This is a genomic window from Cecembia calidifontis (genome assembly GCF_004216715.1).
GTDB classification, from domain to species: domain Bacteria; phylum Bacteroidota; class Bacteroidia; order Cytophagales; family Cyclobacteriaceae; genus Cecembia_A; species Cecembia_A calidifontis.
Genome location: NZ_SGXG01000001.1, coordinates 4806341 through 4829784, shown reverse-complemented (window position 1 = coordinate 4829784; position 23444 = coordinate 4806341). Strand labels below are relative to the sequence as shown.

At 41.9% G+C, this 23444-nt stretch carries 25 protein-coding genes; 7 read left to right on the top strand and 18 right to left on the bottom strand.

The window, feature by feature from the left end:
* The first annotated feature begins 29 nt into the window (after nt 1–29).
* On the top strand, nt 30–908 hold the full coding sequence (locus tag BC751_RS20885) for a DMT family transporter (protein ID WP_130277288.1): 879 nt from the start codon (nt 30–32) through the stop codon (nt 906–908).
* A gap of 45 nt (nt 909–953) precedes the next feature.
* Here the strand turns inward: BC751_RS20885 and BC751_RS20880 are convergent, their stop codons facing one another.
* Complete coding sequence (locus BC751_RS20880) at nt 954–2099, bottom strand: geranylgeranyl reductase family protein (protein WP_130277287.1); 1146 nt, start codon at nt 2097–2099, stop codon at nt 954–956.
* A 219-nt stretch (nt 2100–2318) separates the two neighbouring features.
* On the opposite strand from BC751_RS20880, the gene BC751_RS20875 reads away from it, so the two are divergent.
* On the top strand, nt 2319–2570 hold the full coding sequence (locus tag BC751_RS20875) for a hypothetical protein (protein WP_130277286.1): 252 nt from the start codon (nt 2319–2321) through the stop codon (nt 2568–2570).
* A gap of 45 nt (nt 2571–2615) precedes the next feature.
* Here BC751_RS20875 and BC751_RS20870 read toward each other — a convergent pair whose 3' ends face one another.
* On the bottom strand, nt 2616–3569 hold the full coding sequence (locus BC751_RS20870) for a metallophosphoesterase family protein (RefSeq protein WP_130277285.1): 954 nt from the start codon (nt 3567–3569) through the stop codon (nt 2616–2618).
* Between the two features lie 168 nt (nt 3570–3737).
* Between BC751_RS20870 and BC751_RS20865 the strand changes: the two genes are divergently transcribed.
* Both BC751_RS20865 and BC751_RS20860 read left to right on the top strand, forming a co-directional pair.
* Complete coding sequence (locus BC751_RS20865) at nt 3738–4133, top strand: 5-fold beta-flower protein (RefSeq protein WP_130277284.1); 396 nt, start codon at nt 3738–3740, stop codon at nt 4131–4133.
* Nucleotides 4134–4323: 190 nt separating this feature from the next.
* Complete coding sequence (locus BC751_RS20860) at nt 4324–5748, top strand: Gfo/Idh/MocA family oxidoreductase (protein ID WP_130277283.1); 1425 nt, start codon at nt 4324–4326, stop codon at nt 5746–5748.
* 89 nt (nt 5749–5837) lie between these two features.
* Here the strand turns inward: BC751_RS20860 and BC751_RS20855 are convergent, their stop codons facing one another.
* The 4 genes from BC751_RS20855 to BC751_RS20840 all read right to left on the bottom strand — a co-directional run bounded on the left by BC751_RS20855 (nt 5838) and on the right by BC751_RS20840 (nt 10449).
* Nucleotides 5838–7166: a hypothetical protein gene (locus tag BC751_RS20855; protein WP_207226933.1), complete on the bottom strand. Its 1329-nt coding sequence runs from the start codon at nt 7164–7166 to the stop codon at nt 5838–5840.
* Between the two features lie 118 nt (nt 7167–7284).
* Complete coding sequence (locus tag BC751_RS20850; protein WP_130277281.1) at nt 7285–8346, bottom strand: alpha/beta fold hydrolase; 1062 nt, start codon at nt 8344–8346, stop codon at nt 7285–7287.
* A gap of 44 nt (nt 8347–8390) precedes the next feature.
* The gene (locus BC751_RS20845) at nt 8391–9524 is read right to left on the bottom strand and encodes an acyltransferase family protein (protein ID WP_130277280.1); all 1134 of its coding nucleotides are present in this window, start codon (nt 9522–9524) and stop codon (nt 8391–8393) included.
* 97 nt (nt 9525–9621) lie between these two features.
* A complete protein-coding gene (locus BC751_RS20840) occupies nt 9622–10449 on the bottom strand; it encodes a helix-turn-helix domain-containing protein (protein ID WP_130277279.1) in 828 nt (275 codons plus the stop codon).
* Between the two features lie 133 nt (nt 10450–10582).
* On the opposite strand from BC751_RS20840, the gene BC751_RS20835 reads away from it, so the two are divergent.
* On the top strand, nt 10583–11890 hold the full coding sequence (locus tag BC751_RS20835) for an IS1380 family transposase (protein WP_130273823.1): 1308 nt from the start codon (nt 10583–10585) through the stop codon (nt 11888–11890).
* A 228-nt stretch (nt 11891–12118) separates the two neighbouring features.
* Here BC751_RS20835 and BC751_RS20830 read toward each other — a convergent pair whose 3' ends face one another.
* The 9 genes from BC751_RS20830 to BC751_RS20790 all read right to left on the bottom strand — a co-directional run bounded on the left by BC751_RS20830 (nt 12119) and on the right by BC751_RS20790 (nt 18091).
* Complete coding sequence (locus BC751_RS20830) at nt 12119–12394, bottom strand: hypothetical protein (RefSeq protein ID WP_130277278.1); 276 nt, start codon at nt 12392–12394, stop codon at nt 12119–12121.
* A gap of 141 nt (nt 12395–12535) precedes the next feature.
* The gene (locus BC751_RS20825) at nt 12536–13321 is read right to left on the bottom strand and encodes a Fic family protein (protein ID WP_130277277.1); all 786 of its coding nucleotides are present in this window, start codon (nt 13319–13321) and stop codon (nt 12536–12538) included.
* Nucleotides 13322–13637: 316 nt separating this feature from the next.
* Entirely contained in the window at nt 13638–14090 is a 453-nt protein-coding gene (locus tag BC751_RS20820) for a JAB domain-containing protein (RefSeq protein ID WP_130277276.1), read from the bottom strand.
* A gap of 51 nt (nt 14091–14141) precedes the next feature.
* Nucleotides 14142–15113 carry a DUF3871 family protein gene (locus BC751_RS20815; protein ID WP_242617558.1) on the bottom strand — a complete coding sequence of 324 codons (972 nt, stop codon included), beginning with the start codon at nt 15111–15113 and terminating at the stop codon, nt 14142–14144.
* On the bottom strand, nt 15103–15960 hold the full coding sequence (locus BC751_RS20810; protein ID WP_130277275.1) for an AAA family ATPase: 858 nt from the start codon (nt 15958–15960) through the stop codon (nt 15103–15105). Before BC751_RS20810 ends, BC751_RS20815 begins: the two co-directional genes overlap by 11 nt.
* Nucleotides 15961–16152: 192 nt before the next feature.
* Nucleotides 16153–16473 carry a hypothetical protein gene (locus BC751_RS20805; protein WP_130277274.1) on the bottom strand — a complete coding sequence of 107 codons (321 nt, stop codon included), beginning with the start codon at nt 16471–16473 and terminating at the stop codon, nt 16153–16155.
* A gap of 97 nt (nt 16474–16570) precedes the next feature.
* Nucleotides 16571–16855 (bottom strand): hypothetical protein, encoded by a 285-nt coding sequence (locus tag BC751_RS20800; RefSeq protein WP_130277273.1) that lies wholly within the window; start codon nt 16853–16855, stop codon nt 16571–16573.
* A 36-nt stretch (nt 16856–16891) separates the two neighbouring features.
* Nucleotides 16892–17605: a DUF4846 domain-containing protein gene (locus BC751_RS20795; protein ID WP_165389872.1), complete on the bottom strand. Its 714-nt coding sequence runs from the start codon at nt 17603–17605 to the stop codon at nt 16892–16894.
* Between the two features lie 222 nt (nt 17606–17827).
* Nucleotides 17828–18091 (bottom strand): BRO-N domain-containing protein, encoded by a 264-nt coding sequence (locus tag BC751_RS20790; protein WP_242617557.1) that lies wholly within the window; start codon nt 18089–18091, stop codon nt 17828–17830.
* 9 nt (nt 18092–18100) lie between these two features.
* Between BC751_RS20790 and BC751_RS20785 the strand changes: the two genes are divergently transcribed.
* Nucleotides 18101–19774 (top strand): IS1182 family transposase, encoded by a 1674-nt coding sequence (locus BC751_RS20785; protein ID WP_130273766.1) that lies wholly within the window; start codon nt 18101–18103, stop codon nt 19772–19774.
* On the opposite strand, the gene BC751_RS22740 is transcribed toward BC751_RS20785, so the two are convergent.
* Both BC751_RS22740 and BC751_RS20775 read right to left on the bottom strand, forming a co-directional pair.
* A complete protein-coding gene (locus BC751_RS22740) occupies nt 19756–19911 on the bottom strand; it encodes a BRO family protein (RefSeq protein WP_207226931.1) in 156 nt (51 codons plus the stop codon). The genes BC751_RS20785 and BC751_RS22740 overlap by 19 nt on opposite strands.
* 151 nt (nt 19912–20062) lie before the next feature.
* Nucleotides 20063–20770, bottom strand: a complete 708-nt coding sequence (locus BC751_RS20775; protein WP_130277271.1) for a hypothetical protein — start codon at nt 20768–20770, stop codon at nt 20063–20065.
* A 177-nt stretch (nt 20771–20947) separates the two neighbouring features.
* Here BC751_RS20775 and BC751_RS20770 point away from each other — a divergent pair, with 177 nt between their 5' ends.
* Nucleotides 20948–22153 (top strand): IS256 family transposase, encoded by a 1206-nt coding sequence (locus BC751_RS20770; protein ID WP_130277270.1) that lies wholly within the window; start codon nt 20948–20950, stop codon nt 22151–22153.
* A gap of 22 nt (nt 22154–22175) precedes the next feature.
* Here the strand turns inward: BC751_RS20770 and BC751_RS20765 are convergent, their stop codons facing one another.
* Entirely contained in the window at nt 22176–23333 is a 1158-nt protein-coding gene (locus BC751_RS20765; RefSeq protein WP_130277269.1) for a hypothetical protein, read from the bottom strand.
* Nucleotides 23334–23444 lie beyond the last annotated feature (111 nt).

The following is a 23444-nucleotide window of genomic DNA, read 5'->3' as shown; positions in this document are numbered from 1 at the left end:
TTCATCAATGTTTCTAATTTTGGAGGTAAATGGGATCAGTGACACTTTTGATATTTGCTGTATTGTTACGGATTTTTTCCAATCCCTTTTCCAATGTTATACAAAAACAGCTGACCGTCAATCAGCATCCCTTTTTTGTCAATTTCATTTCCTACGCAGTTCTGGCCATACTAAGTCTTTTTTTAATCGTGGATTTTCCTTTACACCAATTGCCGGTAGGATTTTGGTTCTATGTCATATTAGGAGGTATATGTGGGGCTTTTGGTAATGGTTTTTTGCTGAAGGCTTTAGAGTTGGGGCAATTATCCGTTTTAGGCCCAATCATTGCCTATAAATCTCTGGTGGGGATTGTTTTTGGCTTTGTATTACTGGGTGAAGTTCCGGGAATCTGGGGATTTTCGGGAATTGTCTTGATCATCTTTGGGAGCTATTTTGTTCTGAAAGATCATTCCGGGAAATTTTCCTGGAGATTATTCAGACAAGAGGCCATTTTGTACCGTTTTTTGGCTTTGTTATTGACAGGTATGCAGGCGGTTTTTGATAAGCAGGTGATCTTACATTCCAACCTCACCCTGGCATTTGCCAGTTGGTGCTTTTTTGGAGCACTCTTTTCTTTGCCCATTTTGTTTCTATTCAGGGTAGATATCCAATCAGAGTGGGCAAAAATGAACCAAAGTTATTGGGTCAAATACTTTTTCCTTATCCTGTCAATAGGCTTCATGGTGATGTCTACCAATTATACCTTCAGCCAAATGCAAGTCGGTCCGGCATTGGCCTTGTTTCAATTATCCATTTTGATTACTGTATTTTTTGGTTACCGTTTTTTTCAGGAAAAGCATTTACTCCGAAAAATTATCGGCTCCCTGATTATGATCGGAGGCTCGGTATTGATTATTTTATTGAATTGAGTTGGTATTGTTTTAGCAATCGGGGAAAAATCCCTTGCCGGAACTCTAAAATTTCATCAACTTTCCCAAACCCATCTTTCGTATGGCCTTTAGCTTGAGCTCTTCGTTCAGGTTGATTTTTCCGGTAAAAAGGTCGGTCAGCACTTCACAGAATTTCTGCCCTTCTTTGTTGACAAGGTAATTTCTGATCTTGCCATAGGAATAAAAAAATCCCGAAAGCATTCCGTTGAACCGAAGCTCCGGTAAAATCCTCTCTTCCAGCGAAGACAGGTAAGTGCTTTCTGCCTTCTGGGGATTGTCAAAATGTTGGGAAATGGCTTTTCCGGCCAATATTCCCGAATGAATTCCATTGGTGATTCCCTCAGCAGTCAAAGGGTCAGCCAGACCGGCTGCATCTCCTGTGAGGAAGGTATTGCGGTTTGCCAATTTTTCCGTACGGAATCCCACAGGTATCTGAAAGCCATGAGCTTGCTCGGAAACAATTTGTTGAATGCCCAATTTTTTGATGTATTGTTGGTAATGATCCCTAAGGTTTATCCGCTCTTTTTTAAAAGTAGCCACACCAATGGATAGGTGTTTGGCCTTGGGAAAACACCAGGCATATCCATGGGGGATGGCATCTATATCAAATCTTGCCTCTTTGCTGAGTCTTTCGAAATCTTGGGCATGGACTTCTGTTTCATATTCCAGAGCAGGAATCAATTTTCTGGTCTCTTTCCAACCCGCCAGTTTTGCAGTAGGACCAAGGGCACCATCGGCAGCTACGACATATCGGGTTCGAAGCGTTTGTGAACCTGTATGCAGCAGGATTTCATCCTGAAAATCTATTTTTTGTAGGGCTTGGTTTTCAAGTAGGGTGGCTCCTGATTTGATGGCTTCCCCGCAGATCAATTGGTCCAGTTTGTCACGCATGACCATACTGATGATGGGAAAATCTCTTTTAGAAACAAATGGATTTTCTAAATGCTTGAAATAAATATGGATAAGGGAGTATTCTTTTTCTATAGCCTCATGCAAGTCAAACGGAAGCATTGCTCTTCCCCTGAAAACCAGACCGCCGCCACAGGTTTTGTACCTGGGCAATGTTTCTTTTTCCAAGATGGCCACTTTCAAACCGGCTTTTGCCATTTCATAGGCTGCCATTCCTCCCGATGGACCGGAGCCAATTACAACTGCATCAAATGTTAACATAGTTTTTTAGTAAAACCGGACCTTATCTCCTAAAAATAATGCTTTCAAAAGATTTTTTGTCTTTTAAAACCTGCCAGGTTTAAGGGTTAAATTTAAACAGGACATAACAATAATCAAGAATCCTACTGGATCCCATGAAAAATAAAACTGTTATAGAATAAGCGCTGACTTTGAACAGCCAGGAGCCTGTCCTATCTTTGGAAATAAAATCACAAATAGATGTTTGAAGGTCCCGACTATCCCAAACCCCTTGACGAGTCCCAATTTGAAGAATGGCTGGAAAAAGGCCGGTCCAGCAAGATTCCATTTGCCTATTTGCTCGTATTTTGGGATGAATTGGAGGGAAAATACCTGCCTTATTTCACCGAGGACCGATCTGAGATCCAGCGGTATCCCCGATTGGGAAGTTCACCCGAGAATCAGCTTTTGGTGGCCGCTTATGATTTGTATTCTGAAAGTAGAGTGCTTTAAGAGGTATGCTGGGCCGGATTTTTTTTTTAGGAGTTCGGGTTCATTTCAGATAGCGCTCGCATACTCCACATACTTAAAATTATGGCTTCCGTCTTCAAAGAGCTCAATCAGGCCATAGCCTTTATTTGTCTGCTCATAAGGCGCATCATCCCACCAATTTCCAGAAACTGCCCCGCTGCAATGGTAATGTACGTTTTGGTATACCAGGGATTCTACGAGATGGATATGTCCACTGATGCAGGCCTTGACATTTTTGTGTTGGAAGAATAGGTTGATCAGTGACTTGGCATCGGTATGCATCCATGCTCCAGGGACTATCCAATTTCCTGTTTTGGCATTGTCTCCATCCAAAAAGGGTGTAGCACCTAAAATCGGAATGTGGGAAATAATAAAAATAGGTTTATCGGAAGGGATTTTTTTAAGGGTGTCCTCCAGCCATTCCCTTTGTGCCATATCAAGTTTTGCCGTGTACCAGCTCCCATCTTCTTTTTGATGGGTACTGTCCAAAACAATAAAATGCCAGCCATTGGACTCAAAGCTGTAATAAGGACTGTCCATGCCATGTTCTTTCATCACCCATGCTTTTCCCGGAAATTTTTCTTCCTGAGGGGTTCTTCCCCAGACATCATGGTTGCCAATGCAATGGTAAAATTTCAACTCAGGGAATGTGGCCCTGATTTCTCGCCAAACAGCCCACTGTGCTTCCGTTTCTTCTTCATTTTTATCAAGGGCATCCATAATCAGGTCCCCACCGTTTACAAAAAAATCAACTGGCTCTTCTTTGCTTAAGATGTGATTTATGCAATTTTTCACTCCCTCCTCAGCGCCCAGACCAGGTTTGATGTGCATGTCGGTAAGATATGCGAACCTCAAGACGGGAGATTGCTTTTTTTCATCAGCTTGATTTGGCGCTGCACAACTCAGTGGAAGCATACTGGTACTGAAAGCTCCAAGGCCTAATACATGAAGTAGGTTTCTACGGGAGATTTTATTTTTCATAAATAGGGAGTGCTAAGTATTCAACTGAATGGGTTAACGAATATCTTTTTGTCGGTCAGAATTTATTAGCAAATAAACTGAAATCATTTGACGGTCAATCTTTTTGAAAATAATTTAATTATTAAATTTTTGTGTTTTCAGCGATATTGCTCTTTGAATTTATTACAGGTGAGAAAAATTTTATTGTTGACCACTTTATTGATTCTTGGGATTTCTATCTCCCAGGCCCAAAGGTTGATGGATGATAGCCGGAGGACAATAGGTTTTATCGAAAATAACAGGGTGATGAATGCTTCCAGAAGCACAATTGGTTTTTTGGAAAATAACAGGGTTCTTGATGCCTCCAGAAGAACTGTTGGATTTTATGAAAATGGAAGGGTATTGGATGCTTCCCGGAGAACCATTGGATATATTGATCATGATAGGGTGATGGATGCCTCCCGAAGGACTATTGGCTTTGCAGAATCAGATAGGGTATTGGATGCTTCCCGTAGGACGATTGGTTTTTTTGAAGGAGTGCGAAGGGAGGAGGCTGCATTGTACTTTTTTTTCTTTTTCCGATAAGTATTTTTCCCAAAGGGGATCCTACGCAAACCTTTCCGTTGATTTTCAAAGCTTGTAGCAGATTTTTGAGACAGACCACTTAGATTGGAATTCAAATTGCATAACACCAGTCATTAAAAGGAGCTTCCTAACCGGATTGGTGTAAACTGCGTCGTCTAACCAGTTCTAACAATGCCATAATAACCATACCATGCCCACTAATCGTAGAGACTTTCTGAAAACCGGAGCCACAGCGGCCTTAGGTTTATCTGGCTTCACTTTGATTTCACCATCTGTCCTTGGTAAATCCATGGGCTATATAGCTCCCTCTGATAAAGTCAATTTGGCTTGTGTTGGAATCGGCAACAGGGGAAATGAAATTATCAAAGCACTGAATGATACCGGTCTTTGTAATATTGTAGCCCTTTGTGATGTGGATATGGGGGCCAGCCAGACACTGGAAGTCATGAATATGTTTCCCAAAGCCAAAAAGTATCAGGATTTCCGAAAGATGTTTGATGAGATGGGTGGGCAATTTGACGCAGTAAGTGTGGCTACACCGGATTTTTCCCATTTTCCCGTGACCATGATGGCATTAGCTGAAGGAAAGCACGTGTATGTGGAAAAACCCATGGCCCGCACTTTTCAGGAGGTGGACCTCATGATGGCAGCGGCCAAGAAAAACCCGAAACTTGTTACGCAAATGGGTAACCAAGGGCACTCCGAGGGCAATTATTTTCAGTTTAAAGCCTGGAAAGAAGCAGGGATCATCAAGGATGTCACTGCGATCACTGCGCACATGAACATGAGACGGCGTTGGCATGGATGGGATCCCAATATTTCCAGATTTCCTAATGCTGAGCCAGTTCCATCAACTTTGGATTGGGATGTTTGGTTAAGTCAGGCACAACCCCGTGGTTATCACAAAGATTTTCACAATGGACAATGGCGCTGCTGGTACGACTATGGCATGGGCGCTTTAGGTGACTGGGGGGCACATATCATAGATACAGCCCACGAGTTTTTGGACCTGGGTTTACCTTACGAAATCAATCCTGTGAAATTGAGTGGACATAATGCTTTCTTTTTCCCCATGTCCACGACACTGGAGTTTAAATTTCCTGCCAGAGGCGCAATGCCGCCCGTGACCATTACCTGGTATGATGGAATGGATAATATACCAGCTGTACCAGAGGGTTATGGTGTGTCTGAATTGGATCCCAACATTCCACCACCAAGCACCGGTCAATTACAGCCTGCCAGACTCAATCCCGGGAAGATAATTTACAGCAAGGAACTCACTTTCAAAGGCGGTTCCCATGGAAGTACACTCTCCATCATTCCCGAGGATAAAGCCAAGGACTGGGAGTCCAAGTTGCCTGAAGTACCACAGAGTCCATCTAATCACTATGCCAATTTCCTCAAAGCCTGTAAAGGGGAGGAGAAGGCAAGGTCTCCATTTGAAATAGCCGGACCGCTGAGCCAGGTGTTCTGCTTGGGCGTGATGGCCCAGCAAATGGGCTTAAAACTGGAATTTGATCGAGAAACGAGACAGATCATCAACAATCCACTGGCAAATCAGGTACTGGCAGGTATGCCGCCACGGAAAGGTTGGGAGGAATTCTACAGGGTTTAGTTAATGATTTATAAAAAAAGTGCCATTGGAATCCTCCGGTGGCACTTTTTTATATTTCCACCTTAGCGTCAATTAAAAATCGATATCAATTACTTTTCAAACTCCACAATATACTCGGATAGGTATTTCCCCAAGTCCGCATATTTGAAGAAAAGTCTTGCTCTTTTTCCAAGTTTTAAACTGGTGTTTTTCTCCAATATGTCTTCGGATGTATTCATTGGCTGAAGTGAGGGATACCAAAGTATATGTCCCGGTTTTTGAACCAAAAGCTGTGGGCTGGTCCAGGCTTGGGAATTATTGCCGTCTCCTAATTCCCGATGGGGATTAAAAGAGATGTAAAGTTTGTCTCCTATCCAGTTTTGGCCTTCCACAAATCCCATGAGCATCACCCAGCATTCCAAATAGGTATTCCAGCTGACAGAAGGTCCCCAATGAAAGCCTCCTTGAGCAGAAGATGCTGGACCTCCGCCTTTTTCAAGAGGAACCTGAAGCGAAGCAATTGGAGATCCGATACCATCCCAAGTGGCATTGAAGCCCTTGCCATCCCATCTCTTGGCCTTACCTTGTGGATCGTCGAGATCTTCTAATCTGATTCTGGCCACACTGATACATTGGCCTGACCAATCTTTCTCAAATGAGTAAGTGTTGGGATCATAATCGCCCGGGTAACTGTACTCCCCATAAAATAAGTAGAGGTATTCTCCAACGGCCACTGCACTAGGATCCCCTACACCTCCGGCAAAGGTTTTGGAAGTGTTATGGGGCTTCAGGACCATTCGGGCCTGTTTGTCCTCTAGGAAAAGCCCTTTATTTACCCAGTTTAGCCCACCGTCAGTAGACTTCATCACGCCGATCCTTGGTACAGCAGCCGGTGTAATTCTTTCTGTAAGGCCCAGTGGCCAATTTTCATCTATATAGCCTTCACCGGTTTCAGGGTTGTAAGGAAGTGTTTCAGGATAATTTTCATTGTGATAAATGGCATAAAGCGTTCGGCCAGAGGGATCTTTATGGTCCTGATATAAGGTTTCAAACCAAACTGCTCCGTGAAGTCCTTTCTGGCCAAGGGGAGCGTTTTTTGGCAGATTGGGGGCGATGTAGCGTTCAGCAGGAGTGCTAAAGACCTCATCTGCATTCGTTCCTGAAGCAAATTTCAAATCTTCTGCAAATCCCCAAACTGGATCTTCCCCATATTTTCCAGGAAAAATCCGGAGAGTATCCCCCACCCAAGCTTCGGCCATGTTACAATCCACAAAGTTGTTGAAGTGAAATGTGTCGGTGGGGATTAATCGGTAATTTGGGGTTTTAAATTCTATTGCCACTGCTTGTTCATGGGCGTTTTTTGATTGACAGGCCCAATTAAAGCAGAGAGTGGACAAAATCAAATATGGAATATAGCGGGAATTTTTAAACGGATCCATTTTAGCAGCGAATTGAACAAGAACTACAGAGGATATTTTTCTTATAGAAAGATAAATGAAAAATCTTTCTATACATCCTTGCATTGTTAAATTTTAAGTCCTTATTGATAGCATTTTTTTATTTGATTTCATTATAAATTCGCCTAATCTCATGGTTAAACTTTCTAGGTTCTTCAAATACCGGACTATGTCCGGATTTTTCAAATAAAATAAATTCCTTGTGGGGTGCAATCAAATGGTCTAGGTATTCTTTTACCAACTCCCATGGTGTGTTATAATCATATGCTCCTGAAATGAAATATACAGGAACTTCAACTTTCGGGATTTCTTTAAAAAAGTCAATATCGTTAAACTGTTCATCAAAAATGATATTGCCAGCGGAAAAAGCTGACCCTTTTCCATACCTGATCAAATCCGCAAACGAATATTCCCTGGAAAACCAAATAGAGAAAATCCAATCTGTGTAGGTCGTTTTTTGATAGCGTTCCCCTCCAAATCTTAATAACCAGTATTTTTGCCTAACACCACCCCAAAAACCTGTCGCATACATGTCTTTATAATGCCCGCTCTGAGGAGCTCCCATTTCTTCTAATTCTTTCAGGGCCTTTTTATGCCCCTTCTCCTTAGCCTTTTCCAGTGTGTACTGATAGGATAAAAACTCTCCTCTGTAAGCATGCAATTCCTGTCCAATACCAACGAATGCGGAATAATTTTCAGGATTTCTCTTTATAGCATACATGCCAAGTCTGGAACCCCAGGAGTGTCCGATTAATAAAATTTTTTCCTTATTAAAACGGCTTTTTAAATAGTCTACAAGCCACTCTACATCCTGTATATAGTTTTCTACGGTTATCTCTTCTTTGGTGATATGTTTTGAGAAAGACTTGCCCGCACCCCTTTGGTCCCAATATACAACAGTGAAATCATCTTCCAGTTCATGGTTGAATTTCCGCAACAATGCCGTGGCTGATGCTCCAGGGCCACCGTGCAGAAAAAGTAGTATCGGGTTGTTGATGTCTTTCCCTCTGATCAACACATATTGCTTTCGATCATTTATTTCTAAATAGTTGATTTCTGCAATACCGGAAGAAGTTTTTATTTTTTTAGTAGAGGTACAGGCGGAAAATACCATTCCAATAAATAAAGCTTGTATGTAGATTTTCAATACTGTCTGTTTCATAAAGTTCTAGCATATTTTGTTTGTTTTTTTGATTTAATGCCTGCCTAGCTTACTTTTTGCCTCAAAAATTGTGTGGGAGAAGCCTCTTTCAACCTTAGAAAGGGACTTTCTAAGAAGCGGAAGGATAATCGGCAGAATATCAGGCTAAGCAGAAAAGTGGAAATGGTTTTGCCATAAAATACCCACCAAGATGACTCATGGATTCCACCCATCATTGCAAAACCCTCAGTAAACACCATAGCAGGGATATGCAGGCAATAGAGCCCATAGGTGAACTTGCCCCAAAAGCTTATTTTTTCAAAATTTCCAATTTTAAAAAGTGATGTCCTGGCGAATGTTTGATCGAAAATAATGAAGGCAAAATATATGGAGAATATCAAACGCTCAAGTATCACCATTACCGGACCTACGAACAATTCTTTTCTAAAAAGGATCAAAGTAAGGCCTAACAGATAAATAAGTACGCTGTATTTTTTGGGAAGTGAATTGCTTTCTTCCTGTTTAAGACTTTTTGTAAAACTCCACCAGGCTAGCCAAGCGCCAATTACCAAATCAGACATTACACTGAATGTATGATAAAAAATCAATGTGTGGTCCTGGTAGTTTATTCCTCTAAATACCAGGGATATGATGATCAACACAATGAATAAGAGCAATCTTGACCTTTTAAAAATAAGTAATAAGATAGGCCAAAAAAGGTAAAACTGTTCTTCAATGGCCAGGGACCAAAGTACTGACAAGCTGCCTGAAAGAGGATCGCCGTTAATGATGCTATTGAAGTTGCCAAGAAAAAAGACATAGTACCAGATATTTGAATGCTCTTCTATTCCCGCATTTACCAAATCCAGAAGCAGTTGAAAAATGAGATAACCAAATACCAATGTTGCATAATACAATGGCCAAATCCTAAGGGTTCGTCTCCAGTAAAAGCTTTTGATTGAAAAGACACCATTTACCTTTTCTTCCACTAAAAGAAGATAGGTGATCAAAAAACCTGAAAGGGTGAAAAAGAAATTAACCCCTAAATCTCCATTTTCCCATAATTTGTGGAAGACCAAATAAATAGTATTGTTTTCTCCGATTTCTGGAACTGCGAAGTAACAGTGATACATGAAGACATAAAAAAACGCAAGGAACCTTAGCCCATCGAGGTTCCGGAAATACAATTTTTGATTCATTATTTATGCTTTTTTAGGGCACAAATATTGAGGGCAGACTTTTCTTAGGCGTTGCAATAGGTAGGATGAAACCGATTTGATCCGAATTTTTTTTTATTTATGTTTTTTGCTCCTTGAGATATTCCGAAGGCGTTTGTCCCGTGTACTTTTTAAAAAACCGATTAAATGTTGCTTTAGAGTTAAAGCCAGCCTCAAGTGCAATCCCCAGAAGCGTTGTGTTTTTATGATCTCCATTGGCTAACCTATTTTTTACCGCTTCAATTCTGTATGAATTGATGTACTCATAAAAATTCTTTTTGTAAAACTGATTGATGACTTGGGAAAGTTGATTGTTACTAAGGTTAAGTTCAGTTGCCAATTTGGATAGGTTCAATTCCGGATCTATATATGGTTTTTTTTCAGCCATTAATTCCTCCAAAAGTTTTGCATACTGTTTGACCAAGGCTTCATCCAGTGATGAATGATGATATTTTTCCATCATAACTTCTTGTTCACTTCCGGCTTGTTTAGCAAATGTGGAAAGGGATCCCCCCAGAAAAACTGGAGCCTGTCTAAATCCATAATACCCCATATAAATTACCAAGACACTTACTGCGATATTGATGAATAGGTCTTCATTGGCCAGATCCAGTTTAAAAAGGTTTGTGATCACTGCGAGCTGACTAAAAAATCCGATAAACCACAAAAAGAGTACAGATTTTAAAGCCATTTTTAACCACGCCAAATGTTGACTTTCGATGTTAGAAAAATTATCCTCTGCAAATCTCAGGGTTTTGTTGATCGTATGAATTGACCAAAGGCAATAAATCAATATACTCCCTAGTTTTGCCCAAGCAAGAATAGTACGGGTAAAATCAGAAAAAGGAGCCAGCGTATTTTGAAGCGCATAGGGAGCAATGATGGCCAGGTTTATAACGAATGGCAAAAAGTGAACGCCTTAAATCCGCAGGGCGGATTTAAAAAAAGCCGAAAAAGTGGCTGAATTTATTCAATTCAGGCTTTTCCGGCTCGTTTTTTTTCACTTATTTAGGTGTTACCACACATCCTTGATAAGCGGTATGAAAATTACGAATTCGACAGAAAAAATCACACCTTTCGGAGGTTTTAATTTTGTTTTTAACTCTTTCAAAAATTCTGGTCTCCCAGAACTCATTGATAATCAATTGGGGGTTAGAGCCTTAAGGGGAGGGTTTTCATACAGTGACATTTTCGCCAATCATATGGCTATTTTCTTTAATGGTGGCGACTGTACTGAAGATATCAATGTTCACTTGAGAGACGCACTTGAACAGGTCCCTTCATTTTCAGTATGCAGTGCCGATACAATTCTGAGAGGTATCAAAGAGCTTGCTGTTGATACAGAACTCTTTATAAATCCGTCCAGTGGAGTAAGCCATGAATTTAATATCAATGGAAAACTCAACAGCTTGTTGTTAAAATCAGCTTGTAAGACCGGATTACTCAAGTCAGGTGTTGCTTACGACCTCGATTATGACAACACCGTCATTCCAACTGAAAAGTACGATTCAAAAAAGACATATAAACACGTCTATGGATATCAGCCAGGTGTAGCTTCCATAGCACATCCTGAATTTTCACAGGCCATTCCTGTGTACGTAGAGGGCAGAAATGGCAACAGTCAGGCCAAATATTTGCAGGCTGATACACTTACACGCATGTTTGGGCAGCTTACCAATGAAAATATCCGTATCGGAAGGTTCAGAGCCGATTCAGCATCCTATCAGGAAGAAGTTCTCCGCACACTGGAAGCACATACCGAAAGCTTTTATATACGGGCAAACAGATGTGCCAAACTGGATAATATCCTTGGAAGTATAGCCCCTGAGAAGTGGCAGAAAATACGTTTGGGTGTACAGGAAATGGAAGTTACTGACCTATCCGACTACAAACCTTTCGGTAAAGACAGGTCTTACAGGCTGGTCATTACCAGAATCAGGCGTAAAGACGGGCAGGCAGATGTGTTTAGTGGAGATGCATTTACTTACAGGGCTATTCTGACCAATGAACATACATCGTCCAATGAAGCTGTTGTAAGGTTTTATAACGCCCGGGGTGCAAGCGAACGCTTGTTTGATGTACTCAACAATGACTTTGGCTGGTCTAAGTTGCCCTGTTCGTTCCTTGCAGAGAATACCTCCTTTATGCTTATGACGGCTATGTATGCCAATTTTTACACCTATATCATTGGAGAGTATTCCAGAAAAGTTGATTGGCTTAAGCCTACCGACAGGCTCAAGAAGTTTATCTTCAGATTTATCACTGTTTCAGCCAAGTGGATAAGAACGGGAAGAAGAGAAGTGCTCAAACTGTTCACGAGTAAGGATTACAAGCCGATTTTGAACTAAATTCAGATAAAAACCCCTCAGGAGCTCAAAAAATAAAGATTTACAGGGAAGAGGTATGCCTTTTCCATTAAAATTGAGGAAAAAAACCGTCCATTTTATCCTCAAACCTAAAATCCATTGTCTCAAAACTATGAACACTCTTCAATCAAAGGGAAGAAATTCCCGAACTAGACCAAAAATGAACACAAACAAGCAGATTCAAATCTCCAAACTAAAATCCTGCGGATTTTAGGGAACGACTTCTTTCCATGAAATTCTTTTTTCGAATAAACTCCTTGTATAAAGCCATAAAACCGGACCATTGAGAAAAACGGCCGCGCTGCTGAGTTCTAATGAGAATGAAAAGCGATTATTGGCAGATAGGTAAAAAACAAAGATGTGGAACAGGATGATCGAAAACCACGAAATTAAAAGCCAATCATAAACCGCTTTATCTCTTTTGCTCATCAAAAGGATAATGAAAAAAGTGGTAATGGAGCCACTGAAAAAGTAGAGTTTTTCCATATCGATGAATAATTTTTTGAAAATACAATAACCCGAAGTTAGCGAAAGTGATTTTAAATTGAATGTAAATTGTTGGTTAATAAAATTTGGTTTCGGCCTGAGGATTTTTTCTTGGCGGCTTATCGAAGAACTCCCGTTTTTCTATCCATTTAAAACAGAAGATGGAAGCATCAGTAAAAAAGGAAGTGCTTTAGTATAATCCAATGCAGAGTATTCTAAGCCTAAAAGTCTGATGTTTGAGTAGTAGGTTTGATGTTGGTCGTAATACATTTTTTCACTTTGTACAAACCAGGCCTTATCCCCTAATTTTTCTGCTAAAAACCATTTTTCTATTAATCTGGCACTTCTGCCGTTTCCATCATTCCAAGGATGTATTTTGACAAAAACCAAATGAATCATTGAGGCATAAAAAAAAGCTTCTTCGATAGACATTTCTGTTTTAAGTAGTAGCGTCAAATCGGTATAAAACTTTTCCATTTCTGCCTCTAATTCAAAAGGTGTGGCCGCTACATATTCAATACGGCCATCAGGAGTGGATACATACATGTTTTGTGTGCGGTATTTCCCCTGTCGGTTTTTCGCAAGTATATTTTTGCTCAACAATGCATGAGCTTGGGCAATATTTTCTTTGTTAAGTGTATTGGTTTTTGCAAAGGTATAGGCGTCGTACAGGTCGTCTATTTTTCTTGTATAATCAGGTGAAAACTCAATGCCGAATTTCTTGTGCTTAACGTAACTATCTAATTCGATAGTTTCTCCTTCTATTTTGCTACTATATACGGAGGATACAGAGGTGTAAAAACTGAAGCTGTCTGTTGAGATTTCGGCGTCTTTTAATGCTTCAAAAGCAGGATTTAAACCATTCGGTGCTTTTTCCAAGTACTCTGAAAGTAAATCATTGCTTAGAATTAGTAGTTGTTTGTTCATCACTATTACAGCTCAATAAAAGACTAAGTTAGTCAACTATTGCATTGAAAAAAATAAATGGTTTCTAGAGTTGCCTTAAACAAAAAAAGCCCTGCATTGCTGCAAGGCTTTTGCTCCCCCTCTTGGGCTCGAACCAAGGACCCCATGATTAACAGAAGTGTGGTTTCGTTTTCTTACTTCCTGTAAATCAAATGGTTGAGAGAGGGTTGCGGTCGTTTTTGCACGCTTTTTGCACGCGAAAGCCTGTGAATGATGTTTTTTTTTCAAAATCAAGGGCGACGTTCGTTAACTTCGCTCTTATAAGTTTTGACCAAATCTAGGGAATTTTCCCCTCATCCGCAAAGCTGTAATACCGTGCATCAGGAGAGAGAATGATGTGGTCAAGCAGTTCAAGGTCCATCTCTTTGCAAGCGCTTTTGATTTTCCTTGTGAGAGAGATGTCAGCTTCTGAGGGATATAGATTTCCTGAGGGATGGTTGTGTGCAAGGATCAATCCTGTTGCAAGCGACTTGAGTGCTACAGCCAGAATGATTTTTGGATCACATACCACAGAAGAAACTCCTCCTTGAAATGCACAATGATAGCCGATGACCTGATTGGCGCGGTTCAGATACAAAACCACAAACTCTTCCCTTGCGGCAATGAGGTCCTGGTCAAATATCCCGTGCAGAATTCTGAAAGCGTCCTGAGACGATTTGATTTTTTGAAGGTCTTTTCCGTGGCCCTTCGGTGTATAGCTGAGCTTCAGCTCGTAGATTAGATTTGTCATGTTTGTTTAAAATGTGAAAAGCCCGCCTTTTTAGGGGCGAGCTCTTCGGGTTCAACGCAAATACCAGAAATTGTGTGATGGTGATTCCAAGGCCTCCTGTACCTGCCGTGTGAAGTCGAAACTGTTGACGCCACGTTCCAAGTACTTGTCAATATACGAGTGCTTGACCGCCCCAGTCATCAGATTGTAAAACCTCCACAGGTCGATACTGCCATTTTCACCACGTTGAAAGTTGGGGTCACTGTAATAGCATTCCGCAACTCTCGAAACTTGCGTGTCATTGATCAGCAGCTCGGGCACCTCAGCTTTCAGCTCTCTTGGGAGAAACTGGTACAGCCTTGCACGACCGATAATCTGTGCGAATTGGCGCTCTTCCAGATAGTAACCTGTGAACTGGTTCATGTGGCTGAGTTGCTTCACTGCATCATAGTCCTGAAAGAGCAGGAATACCTGCTGGTACAGATCTTCCAAACTCTTGGCACGCATGTCCAGCTTCGCGCCATCAGTTGAAACGCAGAGATTGGTGCAGACAAAGTTTCTGAAACCGACAAACACTTTGAAATGCTCGGGTGAACCTTTGATGCTGTTCAGGTTGTCCAAGTTGTAAGCTTTGACGCCTCCCACAGTCAGCTCAAGCAGATTCCCGTTGATTTCATCGGTGATGCCAGGAATGGTCAGCATGAAAGCCATCCTTTCGTAATAGATGGTTTTTTCATGAGGAAGCAGGTCATGCGCTTTTTTGTGTCTCGCTTCATAAGTCCTGCCTTTGATCGGAGGGGAAACCCTCACCTTAGGGGAAGGTGTGGCACTTAACCCAAAGACATCTCTGGCAGCTTCTGCGACAACCTCCACAAATTCCACTTGGGAAATTGTCGGCTCGTTGTCTTTGAGAAACACTGGTATCACATGCTTTTCCCTGATTTCCCGCAGTGCAATCTCAGAAGTGTTGGCTTCCAGAAAAGGTGGAGCGGACACCTCCACATGGGAGATGTCCAGTGCTTCCATTGTGTTGTTAATGCGCATGAGTTCCATTGGACATGAATTTTGGCTTGGTTAACAACTGACTTTTTCTGGCGACAAACTCTTCCTTATAGAGCTCTTGTAGGCCTGGGTTTTCGTTGTACAATTTGTACAGCTGATCAAGGCTTTTGCAGGAGTTGATGAGCTCTACAAAATCGCTTGGCTCCTCATCCAGATTTGATGCAGAAGATTGACACCAATCCCTGATCATTTCCCCTGTTTCTGCGGTGATTCTGAAATCTGGCAGTCCAACAAACATCCCAGTCCTGTCTTTGGAAGCAGTAACAAAGTGTTTGATGTTGACTTCGAATACAATGGTGAAATCGTACTCTAAGCCGTCACGCTGCACACCTTTCAGACCAACCTTCTCTGGTACCTGCTTTCCGTTCTTTTCAGTGAGCACATAATCCTGCTTGCTGCGGACTGTGGCGATGATGTGGGCGGAAGATGCCAGGATTTTGTTGATGAGGTTGTTGTGGCGAGGTGTAATCTTACCCCAATTGGTGAAGCTGTTACCAGGCATGCCACTGTGAATGTCTAGCAGGGTTTCCCACTCGTGGGACAGGCTGTCAATCACGATGGCTTCTATACCAGCAGATTCACAAAGCTGGATGGCTTCCAAATACTTCTCGGGTGTGTAAGGCGCCCCAAGAGAAATGACATTGTACCCTCCAAGATGGGCGTACAAGTCAGCACTTTGGTTTTCGGTGTCGATGACGGCTACCTTGGACCAGTCTCCGACTAAACCATAAGCAAGCAGCAGGGAAGAGTAAGTCTTGCCTGAACCGCTTGGACCCTGCATCGCAATTCTTATGCGAGCTTGGGAACGTTTCGAAACGCGTAGATGCATATTACTCCAATGTTTAATGGTTGAACACTGGATTTCCTGGGGGGTAGGAAGATAAAATGGGTTTTTAGGTCTTGGAGGTGGGGGGTAGCCGTTGGCTTGAAGAGACCCGGGGGAAGGTTATGGGGGTGGTACCCTATTATTCTTACACATTTGCGTTTTGCAGCCGTATTTTGGAAAAAGAAAAGGCGAGAATCAATCCCGCCCTTTACTGTTACTGCATGTCACAAATTCTTGGAGAAGCCGAAAGCAAGCTTCGAAAACCCCGTCATCGAACTTCTCTTGGGCAATGCCATTGTAGGCACTTTCTTTGACAAGTTCTAAGGTGAAAGCTTCACTTCGGTACTTCCAGCCTGCATCGTCTTCCTGATAGAACTCATGGTTTTTAGAAAGCCGTGCAACTGTTTCGTCCAGAAACACGCCTGCGTCTTCGATATCTCGGTATTCAGGACTGATGATGAGAACAGATTGATCACCTCTGTTCCATCGAAATGTGACGAAAAATGTGTTCGCCATGGCTTGAAAAAGTTTTGGTTTCGGAGCATGTACCCCTTACAATAATATAAGGAAAAACCCCGAAATTCGCTAGCCAGAGCGAGTTTTTTTATCAATTTCAACGTTTTTTAAAGAGTGAGCTGATGACCACTATAGCTACGACAATCCAGAACACCCAAATGCCCACCTGATAAATTTGGTAGAATAACCGCTCTGCAAGATTCAGGATTTCCGTGATAACGTACAGGGCTACAAAAGCAAGGATAACAATTCCCACCTTGTTCAAAATGCTTTGCTGTGCCCACCAGCTTTTGTGGTTAGGTTTTTTAGGGTTGAAATTTTCATGTTGGTTCGGTGTATGCCCATTGCCAACGATACGTTCGATGTCGTTGTGTTCCATCATATACAATTGAATTTGAAATGTGTTGTGTGTTCTAGCTTAGCTGAACCTCCTGATCTGCGGGTTTTTAAGGAAAAACCGTTCGTGCCAGATTGGTAGCTTTTTTGGGAGGTCAAACCATGGGGAAATTCCTCTGTCATGGCTCTTGACAATGTGTATGGACTGTGCAGGAGTGTAACCCTGGGCGAGCAGGTAGATATACTCTCCCTTGCTGTTCTTGGCACGGTCCACAATGATAACCGCATGTCCCGGACTGCCAGGATGAACGATCACGTCACCGATCTGGTAATCGCCTCCACGGTTGACTTTGGTCAATTCTCTCTCTAAGGAGATTGTACCGGCATACATGAACACAATGTCGAGATACCGTCGGAAGTTCTGATAGCTGTCATCCGATGTGGAGGTTTGTTTGAATTCCACTTTGTTGCCTTTGACTTCGGCTCTTATCCCTTTGGCGTGGTCAAGCCAGGCGTAACTGTGTCCGCTGGTAAACTGGAATTTGATTTTGTCAAACTCTTTGCGCTGATACAGATACTCCGCCCTGAGTCGAATCGTGGCATCTGCACACTGCTGCAGGTCTTTGGTACCGACATCGATATCCATGACTGCAAAATGATTCCGCTGGTCTGAGATTGGACGACCTTGAAAGTCTAAAACTTCGCTACCGTGTGGGAGCAACTTCAAGCTTTGTAAGTAGTGCTGCCAAGTCCCAGCAGTAGTAGATTCTCGTACATAGCCATAGGGTACAAGCACTCTTTCTGCTACAATTGAACCCTCCTTATAGAGGTGGCTTGAATCATCTTTTCCGTTACAAGTTGTGAAAAGCAGCAATAGCGTTATAGTACAGAGAATGAATGTGTGGGTGTGCTGTTTCATGGGGTTTCAAAAGTAACGCAAGATGCCGTTTTGCCTCCACATTTCAAATAGGCTATGGAAGGATTTGAGAAAGTGTGACAGTGGTTGTCTTATTTGGTTTCAATGGCTGATTCTGAGAATGGTCTTCCCAAGCAGTGGTGTCATGTAAGCTCCTGTTTTTCGGATTGTTGGAAGAACTTCCTTGTTCACCCATTTTCTAAAGGCTTTTGCTTCAGGTTTTCTTGATTTTCCAACAAGCTCGAAAAGCCCAGATTCTGAAATAATTGTAACTGTTTGCATACCATCAGGGGGGTGTCCGAAAAGTCGAGACACCCTTTTTTTATTGTTGATTTTCTCTAAAATTATTATTTTAGAGTTGAACAAAATACAACAATGTCTAAGGTAGTTTTTAAAAATCAGACTGGCAATTGTCCAGAATTATTTCCGGCAAATATTTTTGATAAAATCCCTGATAACCACCCTGCTCGATTGGTTGACACTGTGGTTAACTCTTTGGATATCAGTGATATTATAAAGAGGTACAAGGGAGGCGGTACATCAGCCTATCATCCACGAATGATGATTAAAGTGCTGTTCTACAGCTATTTATCCAATGTGTATTCATGTAGGAAAATAGCCAAAGCACTTAATGAGAACATACATTTCATGTTTATCTCAGGAAACTCAACCCCCGATTTCAGAACCATCAACGATTTCCGCGGTAAAATCTTAAAAGACTCCATCAAGACATTGTTTGCCGAAGTGGTAAAAATGCTTGTTGAGATGGGATATGTAAGCCTTGATGTACAATACATTGACGGAACCAAGATTGAAGCAAAATCCAATAAGTACACTTTTGTCTGGCGTAAGACAGTTGAAAAGCACAAAGAAAGGTTAGAAGGTAAGATCAAGAGTGTTTTATCAGATATCGAAGAAAGCATCCTATCAGATAATCAAGAAGTTAATCAAGAAGAATTGCCTAAAAAAATTGATTCTGAAGAATTAAGGGAGCGGCTTTCAGCCATAAATAAAAAGCTAAAAGAGCCTTCAAAGAAGATTGCTAAGGAGCTTCAAAAACTTCAGGAAGAACATCTTCCCAAGCTGGAGAAGTATGAAAAAGACCTGGAGATTTTGGGGGATAGAAATTCGTACAGTAAGACAGATCATGATGCCACATTCATGAGAATGAAAGAGGACCACATGAAAAACGGACAACTAAAACCCGCTTACAATCCTCAGATATCAACTGAAAATCAATTCATTACCCATGCTACTATCCACCAAACAGCAGGGGATACCACCACTTTAAAATCCCACTTGGACAGTTTTGAAAAATCGTATAGTAAACAAAGTAAAGAGATAGTAGCTGATGCAGGATACGGCAGTGAGGAGAATTATGAAATGCTTGAAAAAAAGGGAGTTGATGCCTATGTGAAATACAATTACTTCCACATGGAGCAAAAGAAGAAGACAAAGAACAATCCTTTTCTTCCCCAAAATCTTTTCTACAATGCAGCGCAAGATTTTTACGTATGCCCCATGGGACAGCGGATGGAGAATGTTGGACAAGGAAAGCGCACTTCAAGCAATGGGTATGTATCTCAAGTAACTTATTATCAGGCAAAAAACTGTGAAGGATGCCCCTTAAGAGCACAATGCCACAAAGCGACAGGTAACAGAAGAATCGAAGTGAACCATAGGTTAAACTTCTTAAAACAGCAGGCCAAGGAAAAACTAATGAATAAAAAGGGGCTTGAACACAGGAGCAAAAGACCAATAGAGGCGGAAGCTGCGTTTGGCCAGCTGAAAAGCAATAATAAATTCAACAGATTTACACTCACTGGTTTAGAAAAAGTGGAATTAGAGTTCTTATTGATGGCAATTGGCCATAATCTGAGAAAAATGGTGGCTAAAAGTATGCACTCTGGACTAAAACTATCTAAAAAATCATCTTTGGGTTATAAACCCTACAATAGTCGGCCGGTATTTTACGTTCCAAAGGAAAATTCTAATCAAAGATCACTGGTAATGGCATTGGATTTTCAAAATCAAAAAATAGCGGCATAAAAAAAGCTGCCCTTTTCGGACAGCCCCTTTTCATCATCGTCTAAGCTTGTTATTGCTCTTCTTGAATTTTTTATGTCCAAGAAATCTGCCACTTCTTTAGCCACAAACCAAGGTTCGTTTTTTTCATCAAGCAGCACCCTTACATTGTGCGTGCTGAAATGGTGGTGAGTTGTCAGACTTAGCTATCAAACGTTCTTGGCTCAGGCGGTTTGTTCTGAGAAGATGAAGGCCGAAAAGTGGTCGACGTGGAAGAACAGCTACCGCTTGTTCTCACAACTTACTTTAGCATTACTCTTCTTCGTCAACTGAAGGTATGTCAAAACCCATAATTGGAACAATTTGTCCGCGTCTTACAGGTGTGTTTGTCAGAAGGGATTCATTGACTTCTATGGGGTGGTTAATCTTTATCATAGGCAGAGCGTTGGTTGCTTTGGCTTTTGTGCCACCAGTGCTCAGAGTGTTCAAATGTTCGGCAATGATCTTTTGTAAAGGAAGTGTTTTTACCTGAGCCCAAACAACAGCAGTTAAGGCTGTTTGGCCCTTCCAGCTTGGGATTTTGGCTTGGACAAGTTTGGGGAACATCTTGTCATGTTTTTCGGACACCTTTGTTTTCCTCGTCTTCTTGCGAATTTTTTCAAGTTCTTTTTTTGCGCTTTCTTCCAATGTGTCGTTTAAGCCTGCTCCATCCAGCAGTGACTCTTTTACCTGTGCTTTGAGACCTGTTATGGTAGCAAATGATTCTTTGAATTCTTCTTTTACAAGTGCTGCAAACTCAGGTGTGGTAAGGATAGCGTCGTGTATGGTGAACAAAGGTGCTTCTGGGAATTTGTAGGCTATTTGTTTGGAGATTTTGTCGAGAATAAGAACGGATTCAAGCCGTTGCAAGAGAAGTGCTAGAAACTCTTTGGAGCCAGACTTCAAAGTGTCCATGATTTTGGTGATGGCGGGGAAAAGGATGCTAAAGGCTATATATGCTGACCTGCCTTTTTTTTCCATGGGACTATGACACAAACTGTGTAAGTTGGTTTCACTACTTACGAAGTTAAAGTTAAACCTCGAAATTCTCTGTGTGATTTAGAAGAAATCGCACAGGGAATTTGAGGAACCCGCGGTAGGCGCCCCCCGGTCTGTGTGTGGACAATTTCTTACCTTTATAACACACAGATTACAAAAATGAAAAAAGAAGATCTCCTAAATGATGACTTCCTCAAGCAGTTCAGGACTGCCGGGGAGCTTAATTCCTTCCTTCAACAGCTTCAGAAAAGAGCCGTTGAGAAAATGCTTGAAGGCGAGCTGGATGCCCATCTTGGCTATGAAAAGCATCAGAATTCCGATAATCCCAATTCAAGGAACGGCTATTCCACCAAAACAATAAAAAACACATTTGGGGAAGCTGAAATCAGAGTCCCAAGAGACAGGGACGGCAGCTTTGAGCCTGCCCTTGTGCCCAAACGCAGAAGCATGGCGGAGGGCGTTGAAAACGTGATCATTTCCATGTATGCCAAGGGAATGTCAAACCAGGACATCGAAGAACAGATCCGGGAGCTTTATGACATCAATGTTTCCTCCTCCACCATCTCAAGGGTTACCGGTGCCGTAGCGGAGGATATTGTTGCATGGAGAAACAGGCCGCTTGACCCTGTATACCTGATCGTTTGGATGGATGGTATATCCTTCAAAGTCAGGGAGAACTCCAAAGTGGTCAACAAGACCGTTTATATTGCCGTTGGCCTCAGAACTAACGGCCTTAAAGAGATCCTAGGCCTTTGGCTTGGCAAGAATGAATCTTCGGCTTTCTGGATGGGGGTACTCACCGACCTGAAAGCCAGAGGGGTTGAAGATATTCTCATAACGGCAACTGACAACCTGAACGGGTTTACTGATACGATAAAAGCTTCATTCCCCCAATCAGTCACTCAGATATGTGTCGTCCACCAGATCAGAAACGCATGTAGATATGTCGCATGGAAAGACCGCAGGGCGTTTACAAGGGATATGAAGGAAATTTATACCGCCCCTACAAAAGATGCTGCTTGGGCTGCCCTGAACGATTTTGCCAAAAAATGGGAATCCAAATACGCTTATGCCATCAAAAGCTGGAGGGACAACTGGGATGAACTCACCGTTTTCTTCGATTACCCGGCTGAAATCCGTAAAATCATCTATACCACCAACCTGATTGAAAATCTCAATGGAAAGATCAGAAAATACACCAAAAACAAGCTCTCTTTCCCGACAGATGATGCCGTAATGAAGTCTGTTTTTCTCGCTGCAAGAGAAGCATCGAAAAAATGGACTATGCCTATCAGAGACTGGGGAGCTATTTTTAACAGTTTCCTGCTTATATTTGGTGATAGGGTCAGGCTTCTTGATACCTGACCATAAAACCATAATTTGAAGTTTACACACTTATCGGGATAGTGTCCCTGCCTTTTTTTTCCATCGTGAACTCTTCAAACAACAAATACATTACCGATGATTTGGTGGCCGCTCTTGTTCTGAAACCGTCTATTGTGTGCGGAGATTTCTTCAGTATCGCGTTTTGCAAGTTTACATAGAAGTCCCCCTCAAACAGCTGCTCGAATGCCTTTAAATCTTCATCGAGACCGGACACCTCATAAAAAGTTTCCAACATATGGTATGATTTTTTTTTAAGGTCTGTTGTAAGGTGTCTGAACAGATCATGTACAAATGAAAATGAAGTTTTGCCCCCCTCGGACCAGGGTTTTGACTTCAACAGATAAAGAAGAAGCAATGGCTGTGATGCGGTAAGGTCGAGCTGAACCAGTGGTTTTCCGTCATATTGGACGAAATTTCTCAACTCGCGGTTAAGTTGGGTCAGGCTCGTGTTGAACCTTAGGTTGGAAATGGATCTTGAAAATGTAACACCCTTTTCTTTGACCCTTATGGCGGCATCGGCATACTGGGAGAAAGTTTTGTGGACGTTTCTGAGAAGCTTCGTCTTATACTCCTTCTTCTTTTTGCCGGTGTAGGTTGTTTCAATTTTCCTTGCCTGAGCAGAGAGAAGGCTGTGCACCATCTGTATGTAAAAGTCTGCTGCTTCTGCGTTGATTTCCAGTTTCCCGTCCTTCAGAAATTTGGTCAAATGGGGCAGGAAATCTTCTGGCGTGTTCTCAACGTCTGTTCCCAGAGAAGCTTCCAAATGTTTATTTTTGTTAATGTTGACGTGTGTTTTTACAGAAGCTACTTTTTTTTGCCCCATCAGGAAATCGCTTCCAAGTTCGTAGATAGCAGCTCTCTTTTTGAACGCGCTTGCCCCCACTTTTCTAGCTATAACTTCATGTTTCAAGAGGATTTTAAGAGCAGTGTCTGCCCGGTTTTTACCAACAACATCTCTAAAAAGCACCGTGTAAATTGGGACCCCTCCACGTTCATCTAGTATGTCTTTACCTTTTTCAGAATCTATGGGGTAAGAGATGATGTGGTCGAGGATGTAGTGCATGGCTTCGGTTACACCCTCTCTGAAGTCACTTTTCTTAAGGTGCGACGTATAATCTAAGGCGTTAAAGTTTGCTGGGACCGTGTACTCTTTCTTCATGCATTTGTGGCTTCCCTATAGAGGGTACAGCATGCAAAAGTATAAAAATTTTGTGTTGCCACATCTTTGGTTTTCGATCTTGGGTGGTCTTGTCTCAGAAACCTCCACCCC